Origin of the sequence: Actinomyces minihominis (genome assembly GCF_900187855.1) — a bacterium.
GTDB lineage: Bacteria > Actinomycetota > Actinomycetes > Actinomycetales > Actinomycetaceae > Scrofimicrobium > Scrofimicrobium minihominis.
Window position 1 is genome coordinate 63,864 of sequence record NZ_FYEG01000006.1, and the last position, 21,725, is coordinate 85,588.

The following is a 21,725-nucleotide window of genomic DNA, read 5'->3' on the forward strand; positions in this document are numbered from 1 at the left end:
TCTGAATCGGCACGGCTCTTGGAATAGTCTGGACTAAGTACGAGTCTGGGAAACCTGGAGCGGAGAGTAAGTGGCCGACAACAACCAGTTTGGGAGCCGGAGTGACGAGGGTGGGACCGAGTCCGTGCAGCCTGCGTCCTCAGTTCCCCCACCCCCCGTGGGAAGCCGTTCGGCGCGCCACCGTAAGGGTGGGCAGAGTCCGCTTCCAGAGGACCCGACGCCGAAGACAGATGAGGCGCCGACGCGATCCACGCTAGCCAGCCGTTTTCAGGATCTTTCGACGCCCGGGGGAGATGGGGAACAGTCGGGCCAGACTCCATCCGGTCGACCTGCCGCCCCGGCTCCGCTGGCTGAAGACCTGGATGTCCCTGGGATTGTTTCTCCCCGCTTCGATGACGGTGGGGAAGAAGGTGGTGAAGCCGTGGCTAAGAAGAAACGCAAGTGGCCGAAGCGACTAGCTCTCGGTCTGGTTGCGGCAATCGCCCTCATGATAATCCTGGGGGGCGCCTTCTTCATGTGGGCCTACAGCCGGGTCTCGATTCCCCAACCCACGGAGTTCGCCCTCGCTCAGACCACCGTTGTGTACTACAACGATGGAGAGACGGAACTGGGACGATTCTCGGAGGTCAACCGGACAATCATCGATGTCGCAGAACTGCCAGATTACGTCACCCAGGCGGTAATTGCCTCGGAAGACCGAACTTTCTACACCAACTCGGGCGTGGATATTAAGGGAATCGCACGCGCCGCAATCAACAACCTCAGGGGGGGTGCCCGCCAGGGTGCCTCAACCCTGTCGCAACAGTACGTTGAGAACTACTACATCGGGAACCCGACGAAGACCTACCTCGACAAGATGGAAGAGGCCCTGATTGCGCTGAAAATCAACCGCAATCAAACCAAGGAGGAAATCCTTGAGAACTACATGAACACCATCTATTTCGGGCGTAATGCCTACGGTATCGAAGCTGCCTCGGAGGCTTACTTCGGCAAGCCTGCCGTGCAGATGACGCTTTCGGAAGCCGCGATGCTCTCGGGTATCATCCCGGCTCCCAATGCCTGGGACCCAGCGTTTGATCCGGATATGGCTCAGGAGCGCTGGGCGCGTGTCCTCGACCTCATGGTTCAAGAGGGGTACATTTCTGAAGCGGAAGCCGCGGCGCAAACCTTCCCCGAGACCATTCCGCCCGAAACACTGCAGGCTTCAAACCAGCTCACCGGCTGGTCCGGCTACCTCCTGCAGCAGGTGAAACAGGAACTTCTGGATACGGGATCCTTTACTGAAGAGGAAATCTACGAGGGCGGTCTGAACATCACCTCGACCCTCAACCAGGCGCAGCAGCAGGCGGCGGTTGATGCCGTGGCGATCCTGCCCGAAGACACCCCGGACTCCGTCCAGGTGGCGCTCTCTTCAGTCGACAACGCAACCGGAGAGATTGTTGCCGAGTACGCGGGAGGCGACTATGCAGTGCGCCAAATTAACTCGGTGACCCAGGAGACTGCGATGGCGGGCTCCACCTTCAAGCCCTTCGCCCTCATCCCCTACGTGGAGCAGGGCAACTCCCTCTACCGGGAGTTTGATGGCAACTCACCCCAGGACTTCATGGGCCTGACGGTGCAGAACGTTAACAACTACTCCTATGGCAAGATCAATGTCATTGAGGCAACCGCGGTATCGTCCAACACCGTTTACGTCGCCATGAATGAACTCATCACCCCGAGCCAGTTCATGAACACCGTTGTTCAAGCGGGTCTTCCCGAGGACACCCCGGGACTTGAGCCGACACTTCTCAACATTCTTGGTTCCGCGTCTCCCACCAACCTGCAGATGAGTCGCGCATTTGCGACGCTGGCGAATGGCGGAGAAAAGATTGACCCACACATTGTCCGTTCGGTAGCCGACTCGCGCGGCAATGAGGTCTACAAGGCACCGACACCTCGTGAGAGGGTCTTCTCCACCGAGACCATGTCAAAGGCTATGCCGGCGATCATGGCACCTGTCGAGGACGGGGGAAGCGCAGAAAAGGTTGCCGCTCTGGGACGTATTGCAGGCGGTAAGACGGGCACTTCAGAAGAGACGAAGTCGGCCCTTTTCGCTGGGTTCGTCCCCCAGTACACCACCGTTGTTTCCATGTTCAATGTTGGTGAGGGCGGGGCCGTGCTCCCGCTTCCACCGATCGGTGATGTCTGGTCGGTCCACGGAAGTGACTGGCCCACCGATATTTGGGTGGCCTATATGGCCAAGGCGCTCGAGGGCGTTCCGGTTCTAGATTTCTCCTGGTTCGATAAGACTCTGGTGGATAAGAAGCCAGAGATCCCCCAGTCGAGGCCCAAGCCGGTAGAGAAGCCTGAGGTCAAGCCTGAGCCGACTCCGCAGCCAGAGCCGACCCCGGAGCCAGAGCCGGAACCTGATCCTGAGCCGGGTCAGTCCGGTGAAGGCACCACCGAGGGTGGTGGCAGTAACGACACCGGCAACGCCAGCTAACTGAGCGTGAAGAACGCCCCCAACCAACTTGGTTGGGGGCGTTCTCTATTACCTTGAGAGGCGCTACTACTCGCTGTCAGCGGTGGCGACGACCAGTTCGGTCTTCGCTACCACATCGGCCAGAAGCTTGATCGAGATAGGGTAGGCACCCGTACGCTTGATCGATGCTGCGAACTCAATGTTGCGGGGATCGAACGGAACACCGAACTGCTCCTGAAGGGCAGCTGCCATGTGCTTGGGGCTCACGGCGCCGAAGAGGCGTCCGTTTACGCCAGCCTTGGCGGTGATGGTGGTCGAGCCCTCAGCCTCGATGCGGTCACGCAGGGCAATAGCTTCCTCGACGGAAGCGATCTCGCTCTTGCGAAGACGCTCAAGGTTGGCGTCGATGTGACGCTGGGCGCCCTTGGTCCAACGCACGGCGTAGCCGCGGGGAACCAGGTAGTTACGTGCGTAGCCGTCTTTGACCTCAACGACCTCGCCTGCAACTCCGAGGCGCTCGACGTCGCGGTTAAGGATGAGCTTGGTAGCCATAAGTTACTTCCCCTCTTCCTAGCGACCGGTGGTCGAGTAGGGGAGCAGTGCCATCTCGCGGGCGTTCTTGATCGCCTTGGCGAGCTTGCGCTGTTCCTGGACGGAGACACCGGTCACGCGACGTGCGCGGATCTTGCCGCGGTCCGAGATGAACTTACGCAGCAGTGCTGTGTCCTTGTAGTTGATCGTGCCGACCTTGACGGTACGGACTGGGCCGACCTTCTTCTTCATCGGCTTGCGAAGATTTGGCTTCGCCATGGTTTTCTCCTCCGAAAGGTACTGCCTGAGGTGTGAGACTCAGGCGAAAATTCTGAAAGTCTAGAAGGGTGGTTCCTGGTCGAACTGTGAGTTGCCCGGGGCTCCCCACGGATCGTCTGCCTGACCACCGGCCGGTGCGCCGTAAGCGCCCTGTGAGTAGTCTGGAGCGGCCGCGGGTGCTGCCTGAGTTGGCGCACCACCGAATCCACCACCCGAGAAGTTTCCTCCGCCCTGGCGGGGAGTACGGGTGACCTGTGCCTTGGCATAGCGCAGTGCAGGTCCGACCTCTTCAACCTGGAGCTCAACCACCGTGCGCTGTTCACCACCGTCTCGCGGGGTGTACGAACGCTGGACCAGGCGGCCCTGCACAATCACGCGGGTTCCCTTGGTCAGGGACTCCGCGATGTTTTCCGCGTACTCTCGCCACGCCGAGCAGCGCATGAACAGGGTGTCCCCGTCCTTCCACTGATTGGTGTTGCGATCAAATGTGCGCGGGGTTGATGCCACGGTGAAGTCGACGACCGCTGCGCCTGAGGTGGTGTACCTCAGGTTCGGGTCGCTGGTCAGGTTGCCGATAACGGTGATAACCGTGTCGTTCGCCATTGCTCTACCTTCTAAACAGAAACGGGTTTACGTTTAGCCTTCGTGTTCTGTACGAAGAACCTTGGTACGCAGGACAGACTCGTTCAGCGAGAGCTGGCGGTCGATTTCCTGGATGATTTCAGGGGTGGTGTGTACGTTGACAACAACGTAGATACCCTCGTCGAGCTTGTTGATCTGGTAGGCGAGCGAGCGCTTGCCCCACACATCAATGTTGTCGACGGTACCGCCGGCAGCGGTCACCTGCTTCAGAATTTTCTCCATGGAAGAGCCCACAGAGCGTTCCTCGACTGACGGGTCAAGGATGATCATCATTTCATAAGCGCGCAATGTCTAACCCACCTCCTACGGTCTATACGGCCATGGACGGTCCATGGCAGGAGGGTCTTGCGACTGGGAATCGGTTTGCAACCATGTGGAAGTTCACCGATACCCAACGGTCAACTCTACCGACACTTCTGACTTTGAACTAGCGGTTGTGGAGGACGGCCTCGGTTGACCCAGTCACACAGTCGTTCCCTGGGCCAGCTTCTTCGAGAAGGCTCGCCAGGCATTCATGACGGCGCGAAGCAGCATGAACCAACCGGCGAATGCGATCCACAACCACATGAGAACCTGACCCTGCTGGCCGGTGGAGAGCGATGGAGTCGCCCCGCCATCAACCGTGAGCATCTGGTTGATCCACAGGTGAAGGGCCCACAGTGTCGGGAGATAAAGGGCTAGGGTGAGCAGCCCCGACCAGGCCAGATAGCGACCCTGGGAGGCGCCGATGAGGACCCCGTCGAGCAGGAAGACGACCCCGGCGATGGGCATCATGACCCCGGCGGCAATGAGGGCGCCTCGAGCCACGGAGTGCATGCCCGGATCGGTTCCGAATGCCAGGGGAATCCACGGGGAGCCAAGGAGGACTACCAGTCCGAGTACGGCGGCTGAGGCAGCCCCCCAGACTGCCATCTTGCGCACCAGGGCGCGTAGCACCCTCTGATTTCCACTGCCGAGGGAGACCCCGACCAGGCTTTGAGCGGCGATGGCCAGGGCATCGAGGGCAAAGGCTGCCATGGTCCACACTGTGTTGACCACCTGGTGCCCGGCAAGGGCAAGGACTCCGGCTTGGGTTGCAATGGCAACCGTGGCAAGCAGGGCGACCCGCAGGGAGATGGTGCGAATCAGCAGGGGAAGGCCGGCCCCAAAGGAACCCTGGAGGCCGGTGAAAGAAGGCCTAAACGAGACCCCCAGGGGTCGCGCCCTGTGGATAACCACGGTAACCATGGCGAGACACATCAGGGTCTGCGTCACGGAAAGGCCGATTCCAGCCCCGAGGATCCCCAGCTTGAGGCCGAAGATCAGGATCAGATTTAGCCCCACGTTGACTACGGAACCGGCCGCGAGAACGTAGAGTGGGGTCTTCATATCGAGGACGCCACGCAGCGTTCCGGTGGCTGCCAGGATGATCAACATCGGCAACATGCCGAAGGCTCCGCCCTGCAGATAGGCCACAGCCTGGGGGAAGACCTCGGCATCCGCACCCATGAATCGGACGATCGAGGGGGCGGTAAGAATGAGGACGGTGACGACGACGACGCCGATCCCGGTGGCGAGCCACATGGCGTCAATCCCGGCCTGAACTCCTTCTTTGGGCTTTCCAGCGCCGACTGCGCGAGCTGCCAGAGCCGTCGTGGCATAGGCGAGAAACACAAAGACTCCCACCAGGGTGGTGAGGATGGTTGAGGCTAGCGAGAGGCCCGCGAGGGGTGCCGTTCCCAGCGAGCCCACCATCACCGAGTCGATGAAGAGAAGCAGGGGCTCAATGACCAGGGCGCCGAGTGCTGGGACGGCGAGGCTGAGAATACGACGGCTAGAGATGTCCGTCGTTAAACCCTGATCCGCTGGTTGAGAGTTATCAGGCTCCGCGGCAGGGGACCCCTCGTCTGTTTCCACGGATTTCCTTCCCAATACTTATCCCCAGACTGTGAACAACGTTGTGGATAGGTTGACCTGTTTTCTGGGGCTTAGTTCCGCCACTAACCAGACTAAGGTCCCAAATCGGACTTTCCCCAACTCTGACTCTAAATCCACAGTTCATCCACAGGCAATCCACCGCAGACTAGGTCACAGAGGCCACTTATCCACACTCCGCACACATTTAGAATTAGGAATTGTTAGTTCACGGTCATAGTGTGCCCAAGGGTGCATCATGCGAAAGGGTCGGAAAACGCCTCTCAAAGATCACCACGATGGCCGTTATTGAACCTTGTGACAGGAGAGCAGTGGATAACTCACCCAGCGAGTTCGATCGGGTTCCGCCGCAGGCGCTTGAGGCCGAACAGTCGGTGCTGGGCTCCATGCTGCTCTCGAAAGAGGCGATTGGTGAGATTGGTGAGATCATCACCGGCATCGACTTCTACCGCCCCCAGAACGAGACGATTTACGACACAATCCTCGATCTCTACAGTCGGGGGGAACCGGCCGATCCCATCACCGTGGCAGCCGAACTCGAGCGTGCCGGTGCGCTGAAGAGGGTTGGTGGGGGTGCCTATCTCTACACCCTGACGGCATCCGTTCCAACTACTGCCAATGCCACCCACTACGCGCGTATCGTCCGTGAAAAGGCCATGCTGCGTCGCCTGGTCAGCGCGGGAACCCGCATCGTTCAACTGGGTTACTCAGAAGAGGGCGGAGAGGTCGACGACCTCATGGATGCGGCCCAGGCCGAGGTCCACGCCGTGGCTGAGGGGCGTCAGAAGCAGGACTACATCAAGCTGGGGGACATGTCGGAAGACATCCTCACCGAGCTTGAGAACATCGCCAATAACAAGGGCAGGCTCACGGGTGTTCCCACCGGATTCACCGACCTCGACGACCTGACGCAGGGGCTCCATCCCGGCCAGATGATCATCGTTGCCGCTAGGCCGGCCATGGGTAAGTCAACGCTGGCGCTCGATATCTGCCGCAGCGCCGCGATCCATAACCAGATTCCGGCCGCCATGTTCTCCCTGGAGATGGGGCGATCTGAGATTGCCATGCGCCTCCTTTCCGCCGAGACCGGGGTGTTTCTCAGCAAGATGCGCGCTGGCGATATGACGACAGAGGACTGGACCCGGGTCTCGAAACGTGTCGGTGAAATCTCGGCAGCGCCCCTCTTTATCGATGACTCCCCCAACATGTCGATGTTGGAAATTCGCTCCAAGTGTCGGCGCCTCAAACAGCAGCATGGCCTCGGTCTCGTCGTCCTCGACTACCTGCAGCTGATGTCATCGGGTAAACGTGTTGAGTCGCGTCAGCAAGAGGTCTCTGAGTTTTCCCGTTCTCTGAAGCTACTTGCCAAGGAACTTGAGCTTCCAGTTATTGCGGTTGCACAGCTCAACCGTGGTCCGGAACAGCGCGCCGATCACAAGCCAATGATGGCTGACCTGCGTGAATCCGGTTCGCTAGAGCAAGATGCTGACGTGGTGTTCCTGCTGCACCGACCCGACTATTACGATGCGGATGATCGACCCGGTGAGGCCGACATTATCGTTGCCAAGCACCGTAACGGCCCGACCGATACCATTCCCGTTGTCTTCCAAGGTGCGCAGGCACGTTTCGGAAACCTCGCACGCACCCACGGTTTCGACTAGGACTAGGGCGAGGTCGGGACCAGCCTGGTTTATCAACATTCCCCTTGTGTTTTTAGTCCCGGTTAGGTCAGCCTAATCGGGACTAAAGTCCCCGAAGGGCTTCTGTAAAAGCCCAGCTCAGAAGCCATTTCGCGCAAACATATGTGATCCGACCCACGCGCATTTAGGTACGCCTAGGTTGGAAACATGGTTGAAATCAGAATCCACGGGCGAGGAGGCCAGGGGGTTGTTACCGCATCCGACCTGGTCGCTATGGCCGCGTTCCATGAGGGCCACTACGCACAGGCCTTCCCTTCATTTGGTTCAGAACGAACCGGGGCGCCAGTCGTCTCCTACTGCCGGGTTGAGGATCGGGAGATTCGCAGTCGCGAACCCGTCCTCGAACCAGACATAGTCATCGTCCAAGACCCCACGCTGTTGGCGGTGATGGACGTGTTTGCGGGCCTGAAACCCGGGGGTTACGCCGTCATCAACTCCGGTAAGACCATTGCCGAACTTGAGCTCGATGGAGTGCTCGGGGACCTCGGCGAGGATCGGCTCAAGACGGTTCCAGCCTCAGAGATTGCCCGTGAACACCTGGGTCGTCCCCTTCCCAACGCAGCGTTGCTGGGAGCCATGGCGGCCATGACCGGTCTGGTCGATATCGACAGTGTCGAGGGCGCCATCAAGCAGCGGTTCGGGGGGAAACTAGGCGAATCAAACTCGGCAGCTGCCCGGGCCGCCTACAACTTTGTGAAGGAGAGCGCGGATGCGGAAGCAAATTGAGGGTTCCAAGGCGGTTGCTGAAGCGGTCGCTCACTGCCATCCCGAAGTAATCGCCGCCTACCCCATCAGCCCCCAGACCCACATTGTCGAAGAGCTCTCCAACCTGGTGAAGCGAGACGTGTTGCAGGGCTGTGAGTACATCAATGTCGAGTCCGAGTTCGCCGCCATGTCGGCTTGCATTGGGGCGAGTGCCGCGGGAGCCAGAACCTATACGGCCACCGCCTCCCAGGGCCTGCTCTTTATGGCCGAGGCCGTCTACAACGCCTCCGGCCTGGGCCTTCCCATCGTGATGACCGTTGCCAACCGGGCCATCGGCGCCCCCATCAACATCTGGAACGACCACACTGACGCCATGTCGCAGCGCGACTCAGGGTGGCTGCAGCTCTATGCAGAGACCAACCAGGAGGCCGCGGACCTGCACGTCCAGGCCTTCAAGATCGCCGAGGAGCTCTCGCTTCCCGTCATGGTCTGCATGGATGGCTTCATCCTCACCCATGCCGTAGAGATTGTGGATATTCCCGAGGAAGAGAAAATTCGCGAGTTCCTGCCCGACTTTGAGCCCCGCCAGGTGCTTGACCCCCAGCGTCCGCTCTCTATCGGCGCCATGGTCGGCCCGGAGGCCTATACAGAAGTGCGCTACCTTGCTCACCACCGTCAGATGCAGGCCCTCGACCTCATCCCCCAGGTTCAGGAAGAGTGGCAGCAGATCTTCGGTCGTGATTCCGGGGGACTGATCAAGCCCTACCGCATGGAAGACGCCGAAACCGTCATCATCGCCCTCGGTTCAGTACTGGGAACCCTCAAGGATGTGGTCGATGAGCGGCGCGATAAGGGAGAGAAGATTGGCGTCCTCGGGATTGTCTCCTTCCGTCCCTTCCCAACCGAGGCTATTCGTGAGGCGCTGGCGGATATCAAGAGGGTGGTTGTCGTTGAGAAGGCATTCAGCGTCGGCATCGGTGGCATCGTTGGCCCCCACGTTCGACCCGCGCTGCCTGCGGGGGGCATCCCGTTCTACGAGGTGATTGCCGGACTGGGTGGACGTCCGATTACCAAACGATCGCTGCACAAACTGATTGATGAGGCCGAGGCTGATGAGCTGCAAGAACTCACCTTCCTCGACCTTGATCAAGAACTGGTCGACAAGGAACTGGCCCGAGAGTCCGAATCGAGGCAGTCGGGACCGGCCGCGGAGAACCTGGTTCGCCTGGCACGTGAGCGCACCGACGCGGTGCTGGGAAAGTAGGAGAAAATGAAGGTTGAACTGGGTATTCCCTCAACGAGGGAAACAGAAATCCCCGCTCGTGACAACGTCAAGTTCTATCAGGTCGGCTCCTACGCGGTGGGAAACCGACTGGCAGACGTCATCGACAGGTCCATTCAGTCGGACCCCAACCGCTTCAACTCCCTCACCTCGGGCCACCGGGCCTGCCAGGGTTGCGGAGAGGCGCTGGGGGCGCGCTACGCCCTCGACACCGCAATGGAGGCGACCGAGGGTGACTTGGTGGCGGTGAATGCCACGGGCTGCCTCGAGGTCTTCTCGACTCCGTATCCCGAGTCGGCGTGGACGGTGCCGTGGTTGCACTCGCTGTTCGGCAATGCCCCGGCGGTGGCGACCGGTGTCGCAGCGGCACTGAAAGCCAAGGGCAAGTCGACCCGTGTTGTTGCCCAGGGTGGCGACGGCGGCACCGTTGACATCGGTATGGGTTGCCTGTCGGGCATGTTCGAACGCAACGACGACGTCCTCTACATCTGCTACGACAACGAGGCCTACATGAACACCGGGGTGCAGCGTTCCGGCGCCACACCCCCAACCGCTCGCACGGCTACCACGCAGGCCGTCGGCGAACACCCGGGCAACGTTTTTGGTCAGGGTAAGGACATGGCCCGTATCGCCATGGCACACGAAATCCCCTATGTCGCCACCGCAACCGTGGCGGACCTGCGCGACCTCGAGTACAAGGTCCGCAAGGCCATGACCTTCAGCGGAGCACGCTACATCCACGTTCTGGTGCCGTGCCCCCTCGGCTGGGGTACCCCCTCGAACGAGACGATCAAGTTGGCGCGACTGGCCACCCAGACCGGCTTCTTCCCCGTGTTTGAGGCCGAGGCCGGCGAGGTAACCTCGGTGTCGAAGATCCGTCGCCCGGCTCCCATTGAGGAGTACCTCAAGTCCCAGCGTCGTTTCGCGTCGCTGTTCCGACCCGAACGGGATGAAGAGGCGCTGGCGCGGCTGCAGGCTATCTGTGACCGCAACATCCGCCGCTACGGCCTCATTGATGAAGACAGGCTGGATGAGGACGTCCTCGAACGCGTCGTCAACGCCCCCGAGGACCCAGAGGGACGCTATGACACCCTCCGTCAGGCCACCTCAGAGACAAAGCGGGCCCAGGTGGAAGCTGCATTCGGTAAGCGTAAGAAAGAGAAGCTGGAGGGCGAGACGTTCTCCACCGTGATGCGTCCCGAGTTCCAGAGGACAGGGTCGATGTCGGCTGGTAGCGAGCACGGTCGTTCGCACACCGTGGCCGGCTCCGGTTCTGCCACAGACAAGCCCCTGGCCACCCGACGTGATGGGGAAGAGGCTCCGGAGCGCAGCGAGGTGCTGATCGACTCCTCGGGGATCAGCGCCGGCCCCAGCGTCCTCGACCCCACAGCAGAGAAGTTCGGCGTCAATGAAGTAGAGGAAAACTAGCCATGACCACAGTTGATCCCCGTCCGGCAACGGAGCCGTTTGCGATTACCCTCGAGGTCGGCTCCTCGCTGCTGAATGAAACAGGTTCGTGGCGCAGTGAACGACCGATCTACGTCGACCTTCTTCCCCCCTGTAACCAGGGTTGCCCCGCTGGTGAGAACATCCAGCAGTGGCTCTACCGCGCTGAGGAGGGCGACTACGAGGGGGCCTGGCGCCAAATCATGGCGGACAACCCCCTGCCCGCAGTGATGGGGCGCGTCTGCTACCACCCCTGCCAGACGGTATGTAACCGTGGCTTCGTTGATGAACCTGTTGGAATCAACTCCATTGAGCGGTTCCTGGGTGACAAGGCGATTGAAGAGGGGTGGAAGGTCTCGGTGACAGCTCCCCCCACGGGTAAGCGCGTTCTTGTGGTTGGAGCCGGCCCCTCCGGACTGTCGGCCGCCTACCACCTGCGCCGCATGGGACACCGCGTGACCGTGCGGGACGCCGGTCCGATGGCCGGTGGCATGATGCGCTTCGGTATTCCGAAGTACCGCCTCCCACGGGAGATCCTTGACGCAGAGATTGAACGGATCCACGAAATGGGGGTGAACTTTGAGTTCAACTCCAAAGTCGAGGACGTCCGCGAGGTCGCGAAAAAGTACGACGCCGTGTTCATCGCGGTTGGCGCCCACATCGGCCGTCGTGCCCATGTCCCGGCCGGTGAGTCAGCCAAGATCATGGATGCTGTCACCATGCTGGCGGATACCGAGGCCGGGGAAAAACCGCTGCTGGGTCGTCGCGTCGTGGTCTACGGCGGCGGCAACACAGCAGTTGACGCAGCCCGTACAGCGAAGCGTCTCGGTGCGGAAGAGGCCGTTATCCTCTACCGTCGCACGCGGGACAAGATGCCCGCCCACGACTCCGAGGTTACGGAGGCCGAGGAAGAGGGCATCATGATGCGCTGGCTCTCTACCGTTAAGCACGTCGACGGCGGCAAAATCACCATCGAAAAGATGGAGTTGGATGAGAACGGATTCCCCCAGCCCACGGGTGAGGTCGAGGAGCTCGGGGCGGACTCGCTCATCATGGCCCTCGGCCAGGAGGCCGACCTCGGACTGATCGAAAATGTTGATGAGATCGAAGTAGAGGACGGTGTCGTCAAGGTCAGCTCGCAGATGATGACCGGGCTGAAGGGAGTTTTCGCGGGCGGAGACATGGTTCCCTCGGAGCGCACGGTGACCGTGGCCATCGGTCACGGTAAGAAGGCGGCCCGCTACATCGACGCCTACCTTCGCGGTGGAGAGTTCACGCCGCCCTCTAAGCACGCCGTTGCTGATCTGGGCCGTATGAACACCTGGTACTACGCGGATGCCCCGAAGACGGTGCGCCTCAAGCTAGAAGGGCTGCGCCGAGCTTCAACCTTTGATGAGGTCGTGAGTGGTCTTGACGAAGAGTCGGCGGTCTTTGAAGCCAGACGCTGCATGTCCTGCGGCAACTGCTTCGGCTGTGACAACTGCTTCGGAGTCTGCCCGGATAATGCGATCACCAAGTTGAAGCCGGGGGAGTATGAGTTCAAGTATGACTACTGCAAGGGCTGCGGACTCTGTGCGGAAGAGTGTCCCTGCGGTGCCATCTCGATGATCCCCGAGGAGGTCTAGCAGGGCCGGAGCGGTAGTGTTCTTCCCATGGTGAAGACTTCGATTTCGGTACAACTGGCACCCGGCACCTTGGAACAGGCGATCAGCGCGTGGGAAGAGGTGCCGCTTGCCGAGTTAGCGGCCACGGTTTTTGAACTGGCTCAACTTCGTCACCTGCGAGGCGGAGCGTACGGACCGGCCATCATCGCCATCAACGGGCGCAGTGGTGCGGGCAAGAGCACCCTGGCGATGGCGCTCGCGGAGGTCGCGAAGACGCGTGGATCCGAGGCCGTCATCCTGGAGGCCGACGACCTCATGTGGTGGGAGCCGATGTGGCAGTGGGCGCACATCGCCATCGACGGTGTCTTCGAGTCTCTGCGCCGAGGGCAGGGCGTTAAACTGACCCCGCCCCAGTGGAAGGCGCGGGGACGTGAAGGGGTCATCATTGTTCCTGACAGCACCGATCTACTGATCTTTGAAGGGGTGGGATCCTCGCAGATACCCTTCTCTGAGTACCTGGATGCTGCCGTGTGGGTTCAGTCCGATCATGAGGTGGCGCGACGCCTGGGCCTTGAGAGAGATATCAGGGATGCCACCAACGGCAATGCTGAAGAATCGGCCGAGTTCTGGGACCGGTGGGACGAATCTGAACGGGACTTCCTAGAAAAGGACATGCCCTGGCTTCGTGCGGACTACCTGGTTTTGGGAACTGCCGAGCCTATGCCCGGCGCCGGCCTAGTCCGGGTGGCCGATCCCGCTACCAGGACAGTCTGAACAGTCCCGGCTCTGGTGTGGCTTCGACCTCGACTGATTCGAGGTGGGGAACCTGCGCTGCAATGAATGGTGCCAGAGCCCGGTCACTTTCCAGGCGGCTGTGGTCAAGCGGGCCGGTTGGATCCACGACTATGACGGGAGCACCCGAGCGAAGCCCCGCACGGATCCCCGCCGGAGCGTCCTCGAACACGACGCAGTCTTCGATGGGAATGCCGAGGGCGGCTGCCGCTGTCTGGTAGCCCTCTGGATCAGGTTTGCCGACCGTGATGTCCTCAAAGGGCACCGCAATCTCAGGCCAAGGCAGAGCTGCATGCTTGAAGCGGGCGCTGGCAAGGCTTCGTGTGGCAGAGGTGACCAGAGCCCACGGAACCCCCAGTTCAACCAGGCGGTGCAGGAATCGGTCGGCACCGAGGATCGGCTGGGCAAGGTGGGCCAGCGTCTCTTCGTGGGCCAGCATCTCGGTGATGCGCTGCTCGACCTCGTCAGCGGGCAGCTGGGGGACAAACCTGGCGTAGGTCTCTGTGCCGGGCCGACCGTGTGAAAAGGCCAGGACCTCTTCAAGGTTCAACCCAAACTCTTCGGCGACCTTCGCCCAGCTCATCTCAACAACCGCGTTTGAGTCTACGGCGGTGCCGTCCATATCGATGAGAACAGCGCGAACGTTCATGTGGCTCATGTGTTCCAGTACCTCCACTGCGCCGGTGGCGCCCTCGATGAAACGATCTGAACAGCAAAGGAGCCCGCCAGACTCGCAAAAGTCCGACGGGCCCCGTCACATTTACGAATCTTCTAAAAGGCTAGCCGATCCCGAGGGGAATCGAGTGGCCTGGTACCGCATTGATTAGCTCACGCGTGTACTCCTGCTGCGGGTTGCGGAACAGCTCCTCGGATGAACCGGACTCGACAATCTTGCCGTTCTCCATCACAACCACGTCGTCCGCGATGAGGCGGACAACAGCGAGGTCATGGGTGATAAACAGGTAGGTCAGGTCAAGCTCTGCCTGCAGGTCATTGAGCAGTTTGAGAATCTGGTTCTGCACGAGGACGTCCAGGGCTGACACGGCCTCATCCAGGATGAGCACTTCGGGACGCAGAGCCAGGGCCCGGGCGATAGCCACGCGCTGACGCTGGCCGCCTGAAAGCTCATTCGGGTAGCGGCGCATCACGGAGCGGGGCAGCGCTACCAGATCAAGCAACTCTGAGACGCGTTCGATGCGTTCCTTCTTGTTGCCCACCTTGTGAACCTTGAGTGGTTCCTCAATGATTCGGTAGATCGAGTACATCGGGTCGAGCGAACCGTAGGGGTTCTGGAACACGACCTGCAGCTTGCTGCGCAGGTCGAACAGTTCCTGCCTGTTCAAAGTGGAGAGGTCACGACCCCGCATGAAGACCTTGCCGGAGGTCGGGTCAAGCAGGTTGAGGATGATATTTGCAACCGTCGACTTACCGGAACCGGACTCACCGACGACCGCCAAGGTGGTGCCGGTACGAACCCCGAACGTGACGTCGTCGACAGCGCGAAGAATCTTCTCTTCGCCCTTGGCGCCACGTACCTCGAACTCTTTGACCAGGTTTTCAACCCGAATGATCTCTTCGGTTGAGGTCGAACCCTTACCCGCACCAACCAGTTCCTCTTCGGTGGTCTGAATACCGCGCTCATGAGCGGAGATGATCCGCTTGGATGCGAGAGAGGGGGCTGCAGCGACGAGCCTCTGCGTGTAGGGGTGCTGGGGGTTCTGCAGAATCTCCAGTGCCGGTCCGGACTCAACCACACGACCACGGTGCATCACAACCAGCTGCTCTGCACGCTCAGCTGCCAGGCCGAGGTCGTGGGTGATGAAGAGAACGGCAGTTCCCATCTCAGCGGTCATGGTTGCAAGGTGGTTCAGAATGCGCTTCTGGACCGTTACGTCGAGGGCCGAGGTGGGCTCATCAGCAATCAGAAGCTTGGGATGTGCTGCCAGTCCAATGGCAATCAGAGAGCGCTGACGCATACCGCCCGAGAACTCGTGGGGGTACTGCTTAGCGCGCCTCGGGGCGTCCGGAAGTCCGGCCTCTTCGAGCAGATCCGCCACACGCTGACCCACCTCGGAGCGGGGGACAACGTTGTTGGCCTTGAGGGCCTCTTTGACCTGTGAACCGATGCGCCACACCGGGTTCAGGTTGGTCATGGGGTCCTGGGGAACCATGCCGATTTCTGAACCGCGAAGCTTGACCCACTCCTTCGAGGTGAGGTCGGAGATTTCCTTGCCCTCAAACTTGATGGAGCCGCCAGTGACCTTTCCGGTGCCGGGCAGCAGGCCGATGATGGCGGCAGCTGTCGTCGACTTACCGGAACCTGACTCACCGACAATGGCCACGGTCTGACCGGGGTAGATGGTCAGGTTGGCGTCACGTACCGCGGGCACCATACCGGTTGAGGAGGTGAAGGCAACGTTGAGGTCGGTGATCTCAAGCAGGGGAACGTCAGGGTTGAGCCCGTGCTGCTTGGCTGCGGCCGCGGCAACGGCCTCTTCAACCAGACTTTCCTCGTAGAGGGTGCGCCCGTCGGGAGCCTGATCTTCACCGGCGGTTGCCTGGCGTAGTTCGTCGCGGTCCTTCCGATCAGTCAGGGGGTCGGGAGCGTCAACATCGTCCTCGTACTCAACGAGGGGATCGGCACCCGGGAAGAAGGAGCTCTTGTTGTCCTGAAGCGGCTTCTCTTTATCTTCGGGTGACTCGGTGGACCGGTTGAGGTCCTTGTCGTCCGGAATGAATCCCATGTTTGTCATCGTTTGCGCGCCTTCGGATCCAGGGCGTCGCGAACAACGTCGCCCATCATGATGAAGCTAAGAACGGTCAGTCCCAGGGCGATAGCCGGGTAGAACAAAACCATCGGTTGCGTACGCAGCGCGGACTGGGCCCGGCTGATGTCGCCACCCCAGGAAACAATGTCCGGCGGAAGACCGACACCCAGGAAGGACAGGGTCGCCTCTGCAACGATGAAGGTACCGAGGGCGACGGTGGCGTAAACGATGATCGGTGCGGCCGCGTTGGGCAGGATGTGCGAGGTGATGATGCGCCACCTCGACGCACCCGTGGCCCGAGCCGCCGTCACGTACTCTTCGTTCTTGCCGGAGAGCACTGCGCCGCGGGAAATACGGGCGATTGAGGTCCAACCGAAGACCGAGAGGATGAAGACAACCATCCAGACGTTGCGGTTCTCCTTGAACAGCTGCATGAAGACGATGGCAGCCAGGACCAGCGGAACCGCGAAGAAGATGTCGGTGAGGCGCGACATGATCGCGTCAACCCAACCTCCGAAGAAGCCGGCCAGAGTACCGATCAGGGTGCCGAAGAACGTCACGATTAGGGTCGTGAAAAGACCCACGGAGACTGAGGCACGGGCACCGTAAACAACGCGCGAGTAGATATCGCAACCCTGGCGGTCAAAGCCGAAGGGGTGTCCGGGGGAGGGGTCCGCAAGAGAGTTCGACAGTTCGCAGAACTTGGGGTTCAGGTTGGTGAACAGTGAGGGGAACAGCGACAGCATGACGGCGACGAAGATGATGAAGGACGCAACCCAGAACAGGGGGCGAACCCGCAGGTTCTTCCACGCCTCACCCCACATTGATGAGGGGGCGGAGTCATCGGCAACCGCGTCAACGGCACCCAGTCCGGTCTCATCAGTTGTGGCGACGTAACGTTCCTGACCGGGCCTAGTCGTCTGGCCCGCGGTGGGAAGTAGATTCTCAGACATAACGGATCCTTGGGTCCAGGACTGCGTACAGCAGGTCAACTAGAAGGTTGGCAACGATGTAGACGAGGACGAGCGCGGTTGTAATCGAGACAACCGATGAGGGCTCACCTCGAATAATGCCGTTCCACAGCATGCCGCCCACGCCGTTGATGCCGAAGATACCTTCTGTAACGATGGCTCCACCCATGAGGGCCCCGAGGTCTGCACCAATAAAGGTGACGACAGGAATCAGCGAGTTCCGCAGAATGTGGCGTCCCATGACGGCGCCTGAGGTCAGTCCCTTAGCGCGTGCGGTACGGACGAAGTCGGCCCCGGCTGTCTCAGAGATGGACTGCCTTGTCAGACGGATGATGTACGCCAGAGACACCGCGGCCAACACCATTGCTGGCATAAGCAGTGCCCGAATCGAGTGGTCTGTTCCGACAGTGGTCGGAAGGATCCCCCATTTCACACCGACGAAGTACTGCAGCAGGAAGCCGATCACAAAGGTCGGAACCGAGATCAGGACCATTGAGAAGACAAGGATGGTGGAGTCAAACCACTTGCCCTTGCGCATACCGGCAATGATGCCGAGGGTGATGCCAAAGACTGTCTCAATGATGATGGCCATGAGAGCCAGGCGCAGTGTGATGGGGAAGGCGTGGGCCATCTGCTCGAACACCGGGCGACCTGAGAAGGTCTTGCCAAAGTCGAGGGTGAGAACGCCCTTGATGTACAGCAGGTACTGCATCCAGAAGGGCTTATCAAGGTTGTACTCGGCGCGAATGCGCTCTTGAACCGCGGGATCGAGTCCGCGGTCGCCGCCAAGGGCAGCAACGGGGTCGCCTGGCATGAGATAGACCATGGCGAAAATCAGGAAGGTGGCTCCGAAGAAAACCGGGATGGTTTGTAACAGTCGGCGCCCAATGTATCTAGGCATGTGGGGTCCTCGGCTAGGCCTACAGGATGAGAAGGACTATAACGGTTTCACGGGGTGGCGGTACTGGTCCGCCACCCCGTGAACAAGTGGTACTAAATGGTAATCAGTACGATCACTTGGTGATGTTCTGGTACAGCGGGACAGAATCCCAGCCGAACTCAACGTTCTGGACAGCCTCTGAGTAACCACCGGTTACGTTCGAGTACCAGAGCGGGATTGCCGGCAGCTGCTCAAGCAGGATTTCCTGTGCATCCTGGAGGAGCTTGTTGCCTTCTTCTACGGTCGGGGCTGCAGCCGCGTCCGAAAGGAGTGCGTCGAAGTCAGGGTTCGAGTAGTCACCATCGTTCGAGCCTGCGCCGGTGCCGTAGAGCGGGCCGAGGAAGTTGCCCAGAGCCGGGTAGTCAGCCTGCCAGCCGGTACGGAAAGCAGTCTTGATGGTGCGGCTTGTTACCTCGTCGCGCAGTGACTTGAAGTCCGGGTAGGGCTTGCCAAGTGCATCGATGCCAAGGTTGTTGACCAGCTGGTTGGCAACTGCGTCGACCCATGCCTGGTGGCCGCCGTCAGCGTTGTAAGCAAGCTCAAACTTACCGGTGAAGGCATTGATAGCGTCTGCCTGTGCCCACAGCTCTTGAGCCTTCTCAGGGTTGAAGTCCAGGTTCACAGCGTTGGTGAGGTTACCGTCCCAACCTGCAATAACAGGTGAGGTGAAGTCGCGGGCAGGGGTACGGGTGCCCGAGAAGATTGCCTCGGTGATCTCTTCACGGTTGATCGACATCGAGATGGCCTGGCGACGCAGGTCGCCTTCCTCGCCACTGAAGTGGTCAAGACGCTCGGGGATGGTGAAGGACTGGAAGACAGCAGCGGGCTGGTTCACAGCACGCTCGCCAAGCTCCTGCTCGAACACGGCAAGGGCCTCATCCGGGATGGCGTCAAGGACATCCAGCTGGCCGGAAAGAAGGTCCGCGTAAGCAGCGGTCTGAGTCGGGTAGAAGATGAAGTCGATTCCACCGTTCTTGGCGGCGCGGTCACCGGTGTAGGTCTCCGAAGGAACCAGCTGGATGCGCTCATTGTGAACCCAACCCTCATCGCCGACCTTGTACGGGCCGTTACCGATTGGGTTTTCGCCACCCTTTTCGAGATCGTCAAGGGTCGACTGGGGAAGCGGGAAGAAGGCCGAGTAGCCCAGGCGGATCGGGAAGTCAGACTCAGGCTGCTTCAGCTCGATGGTGAAGGTGGTGTCGTCAACGACCTTCAGACCGGACATGGTGTCGCCGTCCTCAACGAGGCCGTCGTCGGAGGTGCCGGCGATCGGTGCGAAGAAGTAGGCCGAGAGGTGGCCCTTCGAAGCGCCGAGGTTCCAGGCGTCGACGAAGGAGGCTGCAGTAACGGGGGTGCCGTCCGAGAAGACCTGGTCAGCCTTGAGCTTGACCGTGTAGTTCTGCGAGTCCTCGGTTTCGATCGACTCTGCAGCATCATTGTGGACGGATCCGTCAGCCGCGTAGTAAACCAGGCCCGCGAAGAGCAGGTTGACCAGCTTGCCGCCACCAACCTCATTGGTGTTGGTAGGGATCAGTGGGTTCTGGGGCTCAGTCGAGTTGGCGGTGATCATTCCGGCTGAAACTTCGCCGACGATGCCACCACTCTGATCTTCACCACTTGCACTGGAACCGGAACCGCCGGTTGAGCAGGCGGCTAGTGAGAGTGCGAGTACGGCGGGCAGTGCCAGCCATGTCCTCTTAAGACTCATAGTCCCTCCTTACAGGATCTATAGATTTTCGGGGCACACCAGATGCCCAGACGTATGAACCCTAGAGAATTGCGCTTGTCAAACGGCAAGTTCGTTCACCATCTGAGCGCAAAACAGGGAGAAAAAACCGAGAAAGGCCAGTGAACAAGCCGATCTTGCCCAAAGGTTACAAGTTGGTTTCGGTCCAAATGGTGGGCATCGTGACTAGATCCACGCCAAAAAGTGCGTCATCGTGTTACTGGTTTGTTCCGAAAGTGGGACGTTCGTCCTCTGCGGCGCACCTTCAAACGGGGGGGTGTGGTGAGTAAATCCACCGGTCAGGGCACATGTGGGAGGGTAGACTTTCAAGGGCAGTAATTTCGGAGGCGTGGCCTCCTGATCTAAGGGGGTGGCCCAGGACTTGGGAAGTCAAAGTATTAACTCGTGTCCGCCTCCCTCTCAGCGCTACTTAGAGTAGCCGCCGCACCACGCAACACAGGTTGAGTGGTTGTGAGCCGGGGACCGGACGCGAGAACGAAGCGTCAGAAAGCCAACCTCAATCCAAGGCTCCAGATGAAAAGAAACAAGTTCGCGAGTCACGCTCCTGAACCTCGGCCCACCATCCCCGAGACCCTCGTCGATGTGGTTTCCCTGGGAACCCCCCGGGCACTCTCCCTCTGGCTCGCAGATGTCGATCACGACCTCATGGGCAACCAGGTCGATGACCTGACCGATGAGCAGGCAGAGCGCCTGACAGAGCTACTCACTCCGGCCTCAGCGCGGGAGTTACTCGAGTCGATCGATGCCTACCAGTCCTACACATTTCTGAAAAAGCTTCCCCTTCCGGTAGCCGCGGGACTTCTCGACACCCTTGACGTTGATGAGGCCGCACAGGTCATCGAGTTCATGGATGACGGAGACCGACAGAGCGTCCTTCGGGCCATGGAGTTCTCTCGTTCAGCCCTGGTGCGTGGGCTTCTGGCCTGGCCGGACGACTCGGCTGCCTCCCGAATGCGGCCCACCCTCCTCCAGGTCGGGATCGATTCCACAATGGCTGACGCCGTGGCTGCCGCACGACGCAACCCGCAGCTGCTTGAAGAGGGCGTCTTCGTTACCGAACGCACCCCGCAGGGTGATGTTGGCCTGGGCTGGCTCTCTCACGACGCCATGGTCCTGGCACGGCGCGCCGACCTGGTTCGTGACCACATGGTTCCCGCGGATCGCCTGCAGCAGTGGTCGGTAAAGCCACTTGCCGACCAGGAGCGGGTCATTCACAGGGTTCGGGCCCGAGACTCCGAAGTCGTGCCAGTTATGGATGGCAAGTACATCCTAGGTGTCATCACCATGGACTCAGTCGATGAGATCCTCCGTGAGGAGACCACGGAAGACGTCGAGATGATGGGTGGATCGGCCCCACTCGAGATCCCCTACTACCAGGCCACTCCGCTCCTGCTGTGGAGCAAGCGCATCGTCTGGCTTCTCGTCCTCTTCCTGGCTTCGATGTACACCTCGAATGTCATGCAGTCGTTCGAGGACGTTCTAGCTTCCGCAACGGCTCTGGCATTCTTCATTCCGCTTCTGATTGGCACCGGCGGCAACGTGGGAACGCAGATCACAACGACGCTGATTCGTGCCATTGCCGCGGACGGCCTGCGGTTGAGCGATGTCGGAGCCGTCCTCTGGAAAGAGTTCCGCACCGGCCTCCTGGTCGCTTTGACCATGGCGGTCGCGGGCCTGGTTCGAGCCTGGACACTGGGGGTTGGTTGGCCCATAACGATTACCGTCATCATTTCCCTGGCGGCAATCGTGATGTGGTCGTCGTTGGTGGCGTCAATCCTGCCCCTGATTTTGAAGCGTATGAAGCTGGATCCGGCCGTGGTTTCGGCCCCCATGATCTCGACGATTGTCGATGGTACGGGTCTGCTGATCTACTTCATGGTGGCGAGGGCAATCATTCCGGGCCTCTAGACACGAGCGAAAAGCCACCGTTCCCATCGTGG

General features: G+C 60.2%; 18 protein-coding genes. 8 read left to right on the forward strand and 10 right to left on the reverse strand.

The genetic code is table 11. The features are described 5' to 3' along the window. Positions 1 to 70 precede the first annotated feature (70 nt). Positions 71 to 2,485 carry a transglycosylase domain-containing protein gene (locus CS903_RS07060; RefSeq protein WP_099332847.1) on the forward strand — a complete coding sequence of 805 codons (2,415 nt, stop codon included), beginning with the start codon at positions 71 to 73 and terminating at the stop codon, positions 2,483 to 2,485. A gap of 66 nt (positions 2,486 to 2,551) precedes the next feature. Here the strand turns inward: CS903_RS07060 and rplI are convergent, their stop codons facing one another. The 5 genes from rplI to CS903_RS07085 all read right to left on the reverse strand — a co-directional run bounded on the left by rplI (position 2,552) and on the right by CS903_RS07085 (position 5,812). Then, positions 2,552 to 3,016 carry a 50S ribosomal protein L9 gene (rplI, locus tag CS903_RS07065; RefSeq protein WP_099332848.1) on the reverse strand — a complete coding sequence of 155 codons (465 nt, stop codon included), beginning with the start codon at positions 3,014 to 3,016 and terminating at the stop codon, positions 2,552 to 2,554. 18 nt (positions 3,017 to 3,034) lie between these two features. Beyond that, a complete protein-coding gene (rpsR, locus tag CS903_RS07070) occupies positions 3,035 to 3,274 on the reverse strand; it encodes a 30S ribosomal protein S18 (protein WP_099332849.1) in 240 nt (79 codons plus the stop codon). Between the two features lie 60 nt (positions 3,275 to 3,334). Further along, a complete protein-coding gene (locus tag CS903_RS07075; RefSeq protein WP_099332850.1) occupies positions 3,335 to 3,877 on the reverse strand; it encodes a single-stranded DNA-binding protein in 543 nt (180 codons plus the stop codon). Positions 3,878 to 3,910: 33 nt separating this feature from the next. Then, positions 3,911 to 4,204, reverse strand: coding sequence for a 30S ribosomal protein S6 (rpsF, locus tag CS903_RS07080; protein WP_099332851.1), 294 nt, complete (start codon positions 4,202 to 4,204; stop codon positions 3,911 to 3,913). A gap of 174 nt (positions 4,205 to 4,378) precedes the next feature. Continuing rightward, positions 4,379 to 5,812, reverse strand: a complete 1,434-nt coding sequence (locus tag CS903_RS07085) for an MATE family efflux transporter (protein ID WP_242491789.1) — start codon at positions 5,810 to 5,812, stop codon at positions 4,379 to 4,381. A 329-nt stretch (positions 5,813 to 6,141) separates the two neighbouring features. Between CS903_RS07085 and dnaB the strand changes: the two genes are divergently transcribed. From dnaB to CS903_RS07115, 6 genes are all read left to right on the forward strand, one after another. Continuing rightward, positions 6,142 to 7,491 carry a replicative DNA helicase gene (gene dnaB / locus CS903_RS07090; RefSeq protein ID WP_370737656.1) on the forward strand — a complete coding sequence of 450 codons (1,350 nt, stop codon included), beginning with the start codon at positions 6,142 to 6,144 and terminating at the stop codon, positions 7,489 to 7,491. Between the two features lie 186 nt (positions 7,492 to 7,677). Continuing rightward, positions 7,678 to 8,256 carry a 2-oxoacid:acceptor oxidoreductase family protein gene (locus CS903_RS07095; protein ID WP_099332852.1) on the forward strand — a complete coding sequence of 193 codons (579 nt, stop codon included), beginning with the start codon at positions 7,678 to 7,680 and terminating at the stop codon, positions 8,254 to 8,256. Next, positions 8,240 to 9,499 (forward strand): transketolase C-terminal domain-containing protein, encoded by a 1,260-nt coding sequence (locus tag CS903_RS07100; protein ID WP_099332853.1) that lies wholly within the window; start codon positions 8,240 to 8,242, stop codon positions 9,497 to 9,499. The genes CS903_RS07095 and CS903_RS07100 overlap by 17 nt, the downstream gene beginning before the upstream one ends. A 6-nt stretch (positions 9,500 to 9,505) precedes the next feature. Continuing rightward, a complete protein-coding gene (locus tag CS903_RS07105; protein ID WP_242491790.1) occupies positions 9,506 to 10,945 on the forward strand; it encodes a thiamine pyrophosphate-dependent enzyme in 1,440 nt (479 codons plus the stop codon). 2 nt (positions 10,946 to 10,947) lie between these two features. Next, positions 10,948 to 12,588: an NAD(P)-binding protein gene (locus CS903_RS07110; RefSeq protein ID WP_099332854.1), complete on the forward strand. Its 1,641-nt coding sequence runs from the start codon at positions 10,948 to 10,950 to the stop codon at positions 12,586 to 12,588. A gap of 27 nt (positions 12,589 to 12,615) precedes the next feature. Continuing rightward, a complete protein-coding gene (locus tag CS903_RS07115) occupies positions 12,616 to 13,341 on the forward strand; it encodes a nucleoside/nucleotide kinase family protein (protein ID WP_099332855.1) in 726 nt (241 codons plus the stop codon). On the opposite strand, the gene CS903_RS07120 is transcribed toward CS903_RS07115, so the two are convergent. The 5 genes from CS903_RS07120 to CS903_RS07140 form a co-directional block, all read right to left on the reverse strand. Further along, on the reverse strand, positions 13,325 to 14,017 hold the full coding sequence (locus CS903_RS07120; RefSeq protein WP_099332856.1) for an HAD-IA family hydrolase: 693 nt from the start codon (positions 14,015 to 14,017) through the stop codon (positions 13,325 to 13,327). The genes CS903_RS07115 and CS903_RS07120 overlap by 17 nt on opposite strands. A 121-nt stretch (positions 14,018 to 14,138) precedes the next feature. Beyond that, a complete protein-coding gene (locus CS903_RS07125; protein ID WP_242491791.1) occupies positions 14,139 to 16,112 on the reverse strand; it encodes a dipeptide ABC transporter ATP-binding protein in 1,974 nt (657 codons plus the stop codon). Further along, on the reverse strand, positions 16,109 to 17,080 hold the full coding sequence (locus CS903_RS07130) for an ABC transporter permease (RefSeq protein ID WP_099332857.1): 972 nt from the start codon (positions 17,078 to 17,080) through the stop codon (positions 16,109 to 16,111). The genes CS903_RS07125 and CS903_RS07130 overlap by 4 nt, the downstream gene beginning before the upstream one ends. Further along, positions 17,073 to 17,999 (reverse strand): ABC transporter permease, encoded by a 927-nt coding sequence (locus CS903_RS07135; RefSeq protein WP_099332858.1) that lies wholly within the window; start codon positions 17,997 to 17,999, stop codon positions 17,073 to 17,075. Before CS903_RS07135 ends, CS903_RS07130 begins: the two co-directional genes overlap by 8 nt. 112 nt (positions 18,000 to 18,111) lie before the next feature. Beyond that, entirely contained in the window at positions 18,112 to 19,746 is a 1,635-nt protein-coding gene (locus tag CS903_RS07140; RefSeq protein ID WP_099332859.1) for a peptide ABC transporter substrate-binding protein, read from the reverse strand. A 552-nt stretch (positions 19,747 to 20,298) separates the two neighbouring features. On the opposite strand from CS903_RS07140, the gene mgtE reads away from it, so the two are divergent. Then, on the forward strand, positions 20,299 to 21,693 hold the full coding sequence (gene mgtE / locus CS903_RS07145) for a magnesium transporter (protein WP_099332860.1): 1,395 nt from the start codon (positions 20,299 to 20,301) through the stop codon (positions 21,691 to 21,693). Positions 21,694 to 21,725 lie beyond the last annotated feature (32 nt).

Excerpts from the sequence above, each read along its gene's own strand:
- CS903_RS07140 (WP_099332859.1), bottom strand. The coding sequence starts at position 19,746 with ATGAGTCTTAAGAGGACATGGCTGGCACTGCCCGCCGTACTCGCACTC.
- CS903_RS07095 (WP_099332852.1), top strand. The coding sequence starts at position 7,678 with ATGGTTGAAATCAGAATCCACGGGCGAGGAGGCCAGGGGGTTGTTACC.
- CS903_RS07105 (WP_242491790.1), top strand. The coding sequence starts at position 9,506 with ATGAAGGTTGAACTGGGTATTCCCTCAACGAGGGAAACAGAAATCCCC.
- rpsR (WP_099332849.1), bottom strand. The coding sequence starts at position 3,274 with ATGGCGAAGCCAAATCTTCGCAAGCCGATGAAGAAGAAGGTCGGCCCA.
- CS903_RS07125 (WP_242491791.1), bottom strand. The coding sequence starts at position 16,112 with ATGACAAACATGGGATTCATTCCGGACGACAAGGACCTCAACCGGTCC.
- CS903_RS07115 (WP_099332855.1), top strand. The coding sequence starts at position 12,616 with ATGGTGAAGACTTCGATTTCGGTACAACTGGCACCCGGCACCTTGGAA.
- CS903_RS07100 (WP_099332853.1), top strand. The coding sequence starts at position 8,240 with ATGCGGAAGCAAATTGAGGGTTCCAAGGCGGTTGCTGAAGCGGTCGCT.
- rplI (WP_099332848.1), bottom strand. The coding sequence starts at position 3,016 with ATGGCTACCAAGCTCATCCTTAACCGCGACGTCGAGCGCCTCGGAGTT.
- CS903_RS07135 (WP_099332858.1), bottom strand. The coding sequence starts at position 17,999 with ATGCCTAGATACATTGGGCGCCGACTGTTACAAACCATCCCGGTTTTC.
- mgtE (WP_099332860.1), top strand. The coding sequence starts at position 20,299 with ATGAAAAGAAACAAGTTCGCGAGTCACGCTCCTGAACCTCGGCCCACC.
- CS903_RS07110 (WP_099332854.1), top strand. The coding sequence starts at position 10,948 with ATGACCACAGTTGATCCCCGTCCGGCAACGGAGCCGTTTGCGATTACC.
- CS903_RS07075 (WP_099332850.1), bottom strand. The coding sequence starts at position 3,877 with ATGGCGAACGACACGGTTATCACCGTTATCGGCAACCTGACCAGCGAC.
- CS903_RS07120 (WP_099332856.1), bottom strand. The coding sequence starts at position 14,017 with ATGAGCCACATGAACGTTCGCGCTGTTCTCATCGATATGGACGGCACC.
- CS903_RS07130 (WP_099332857.1), bottom strand. The coding sequence starts at position 17,080 with ATGTCTGAGAATCTACTTCCCACCGCGGGCCAGACGACTAGGCCCGGT.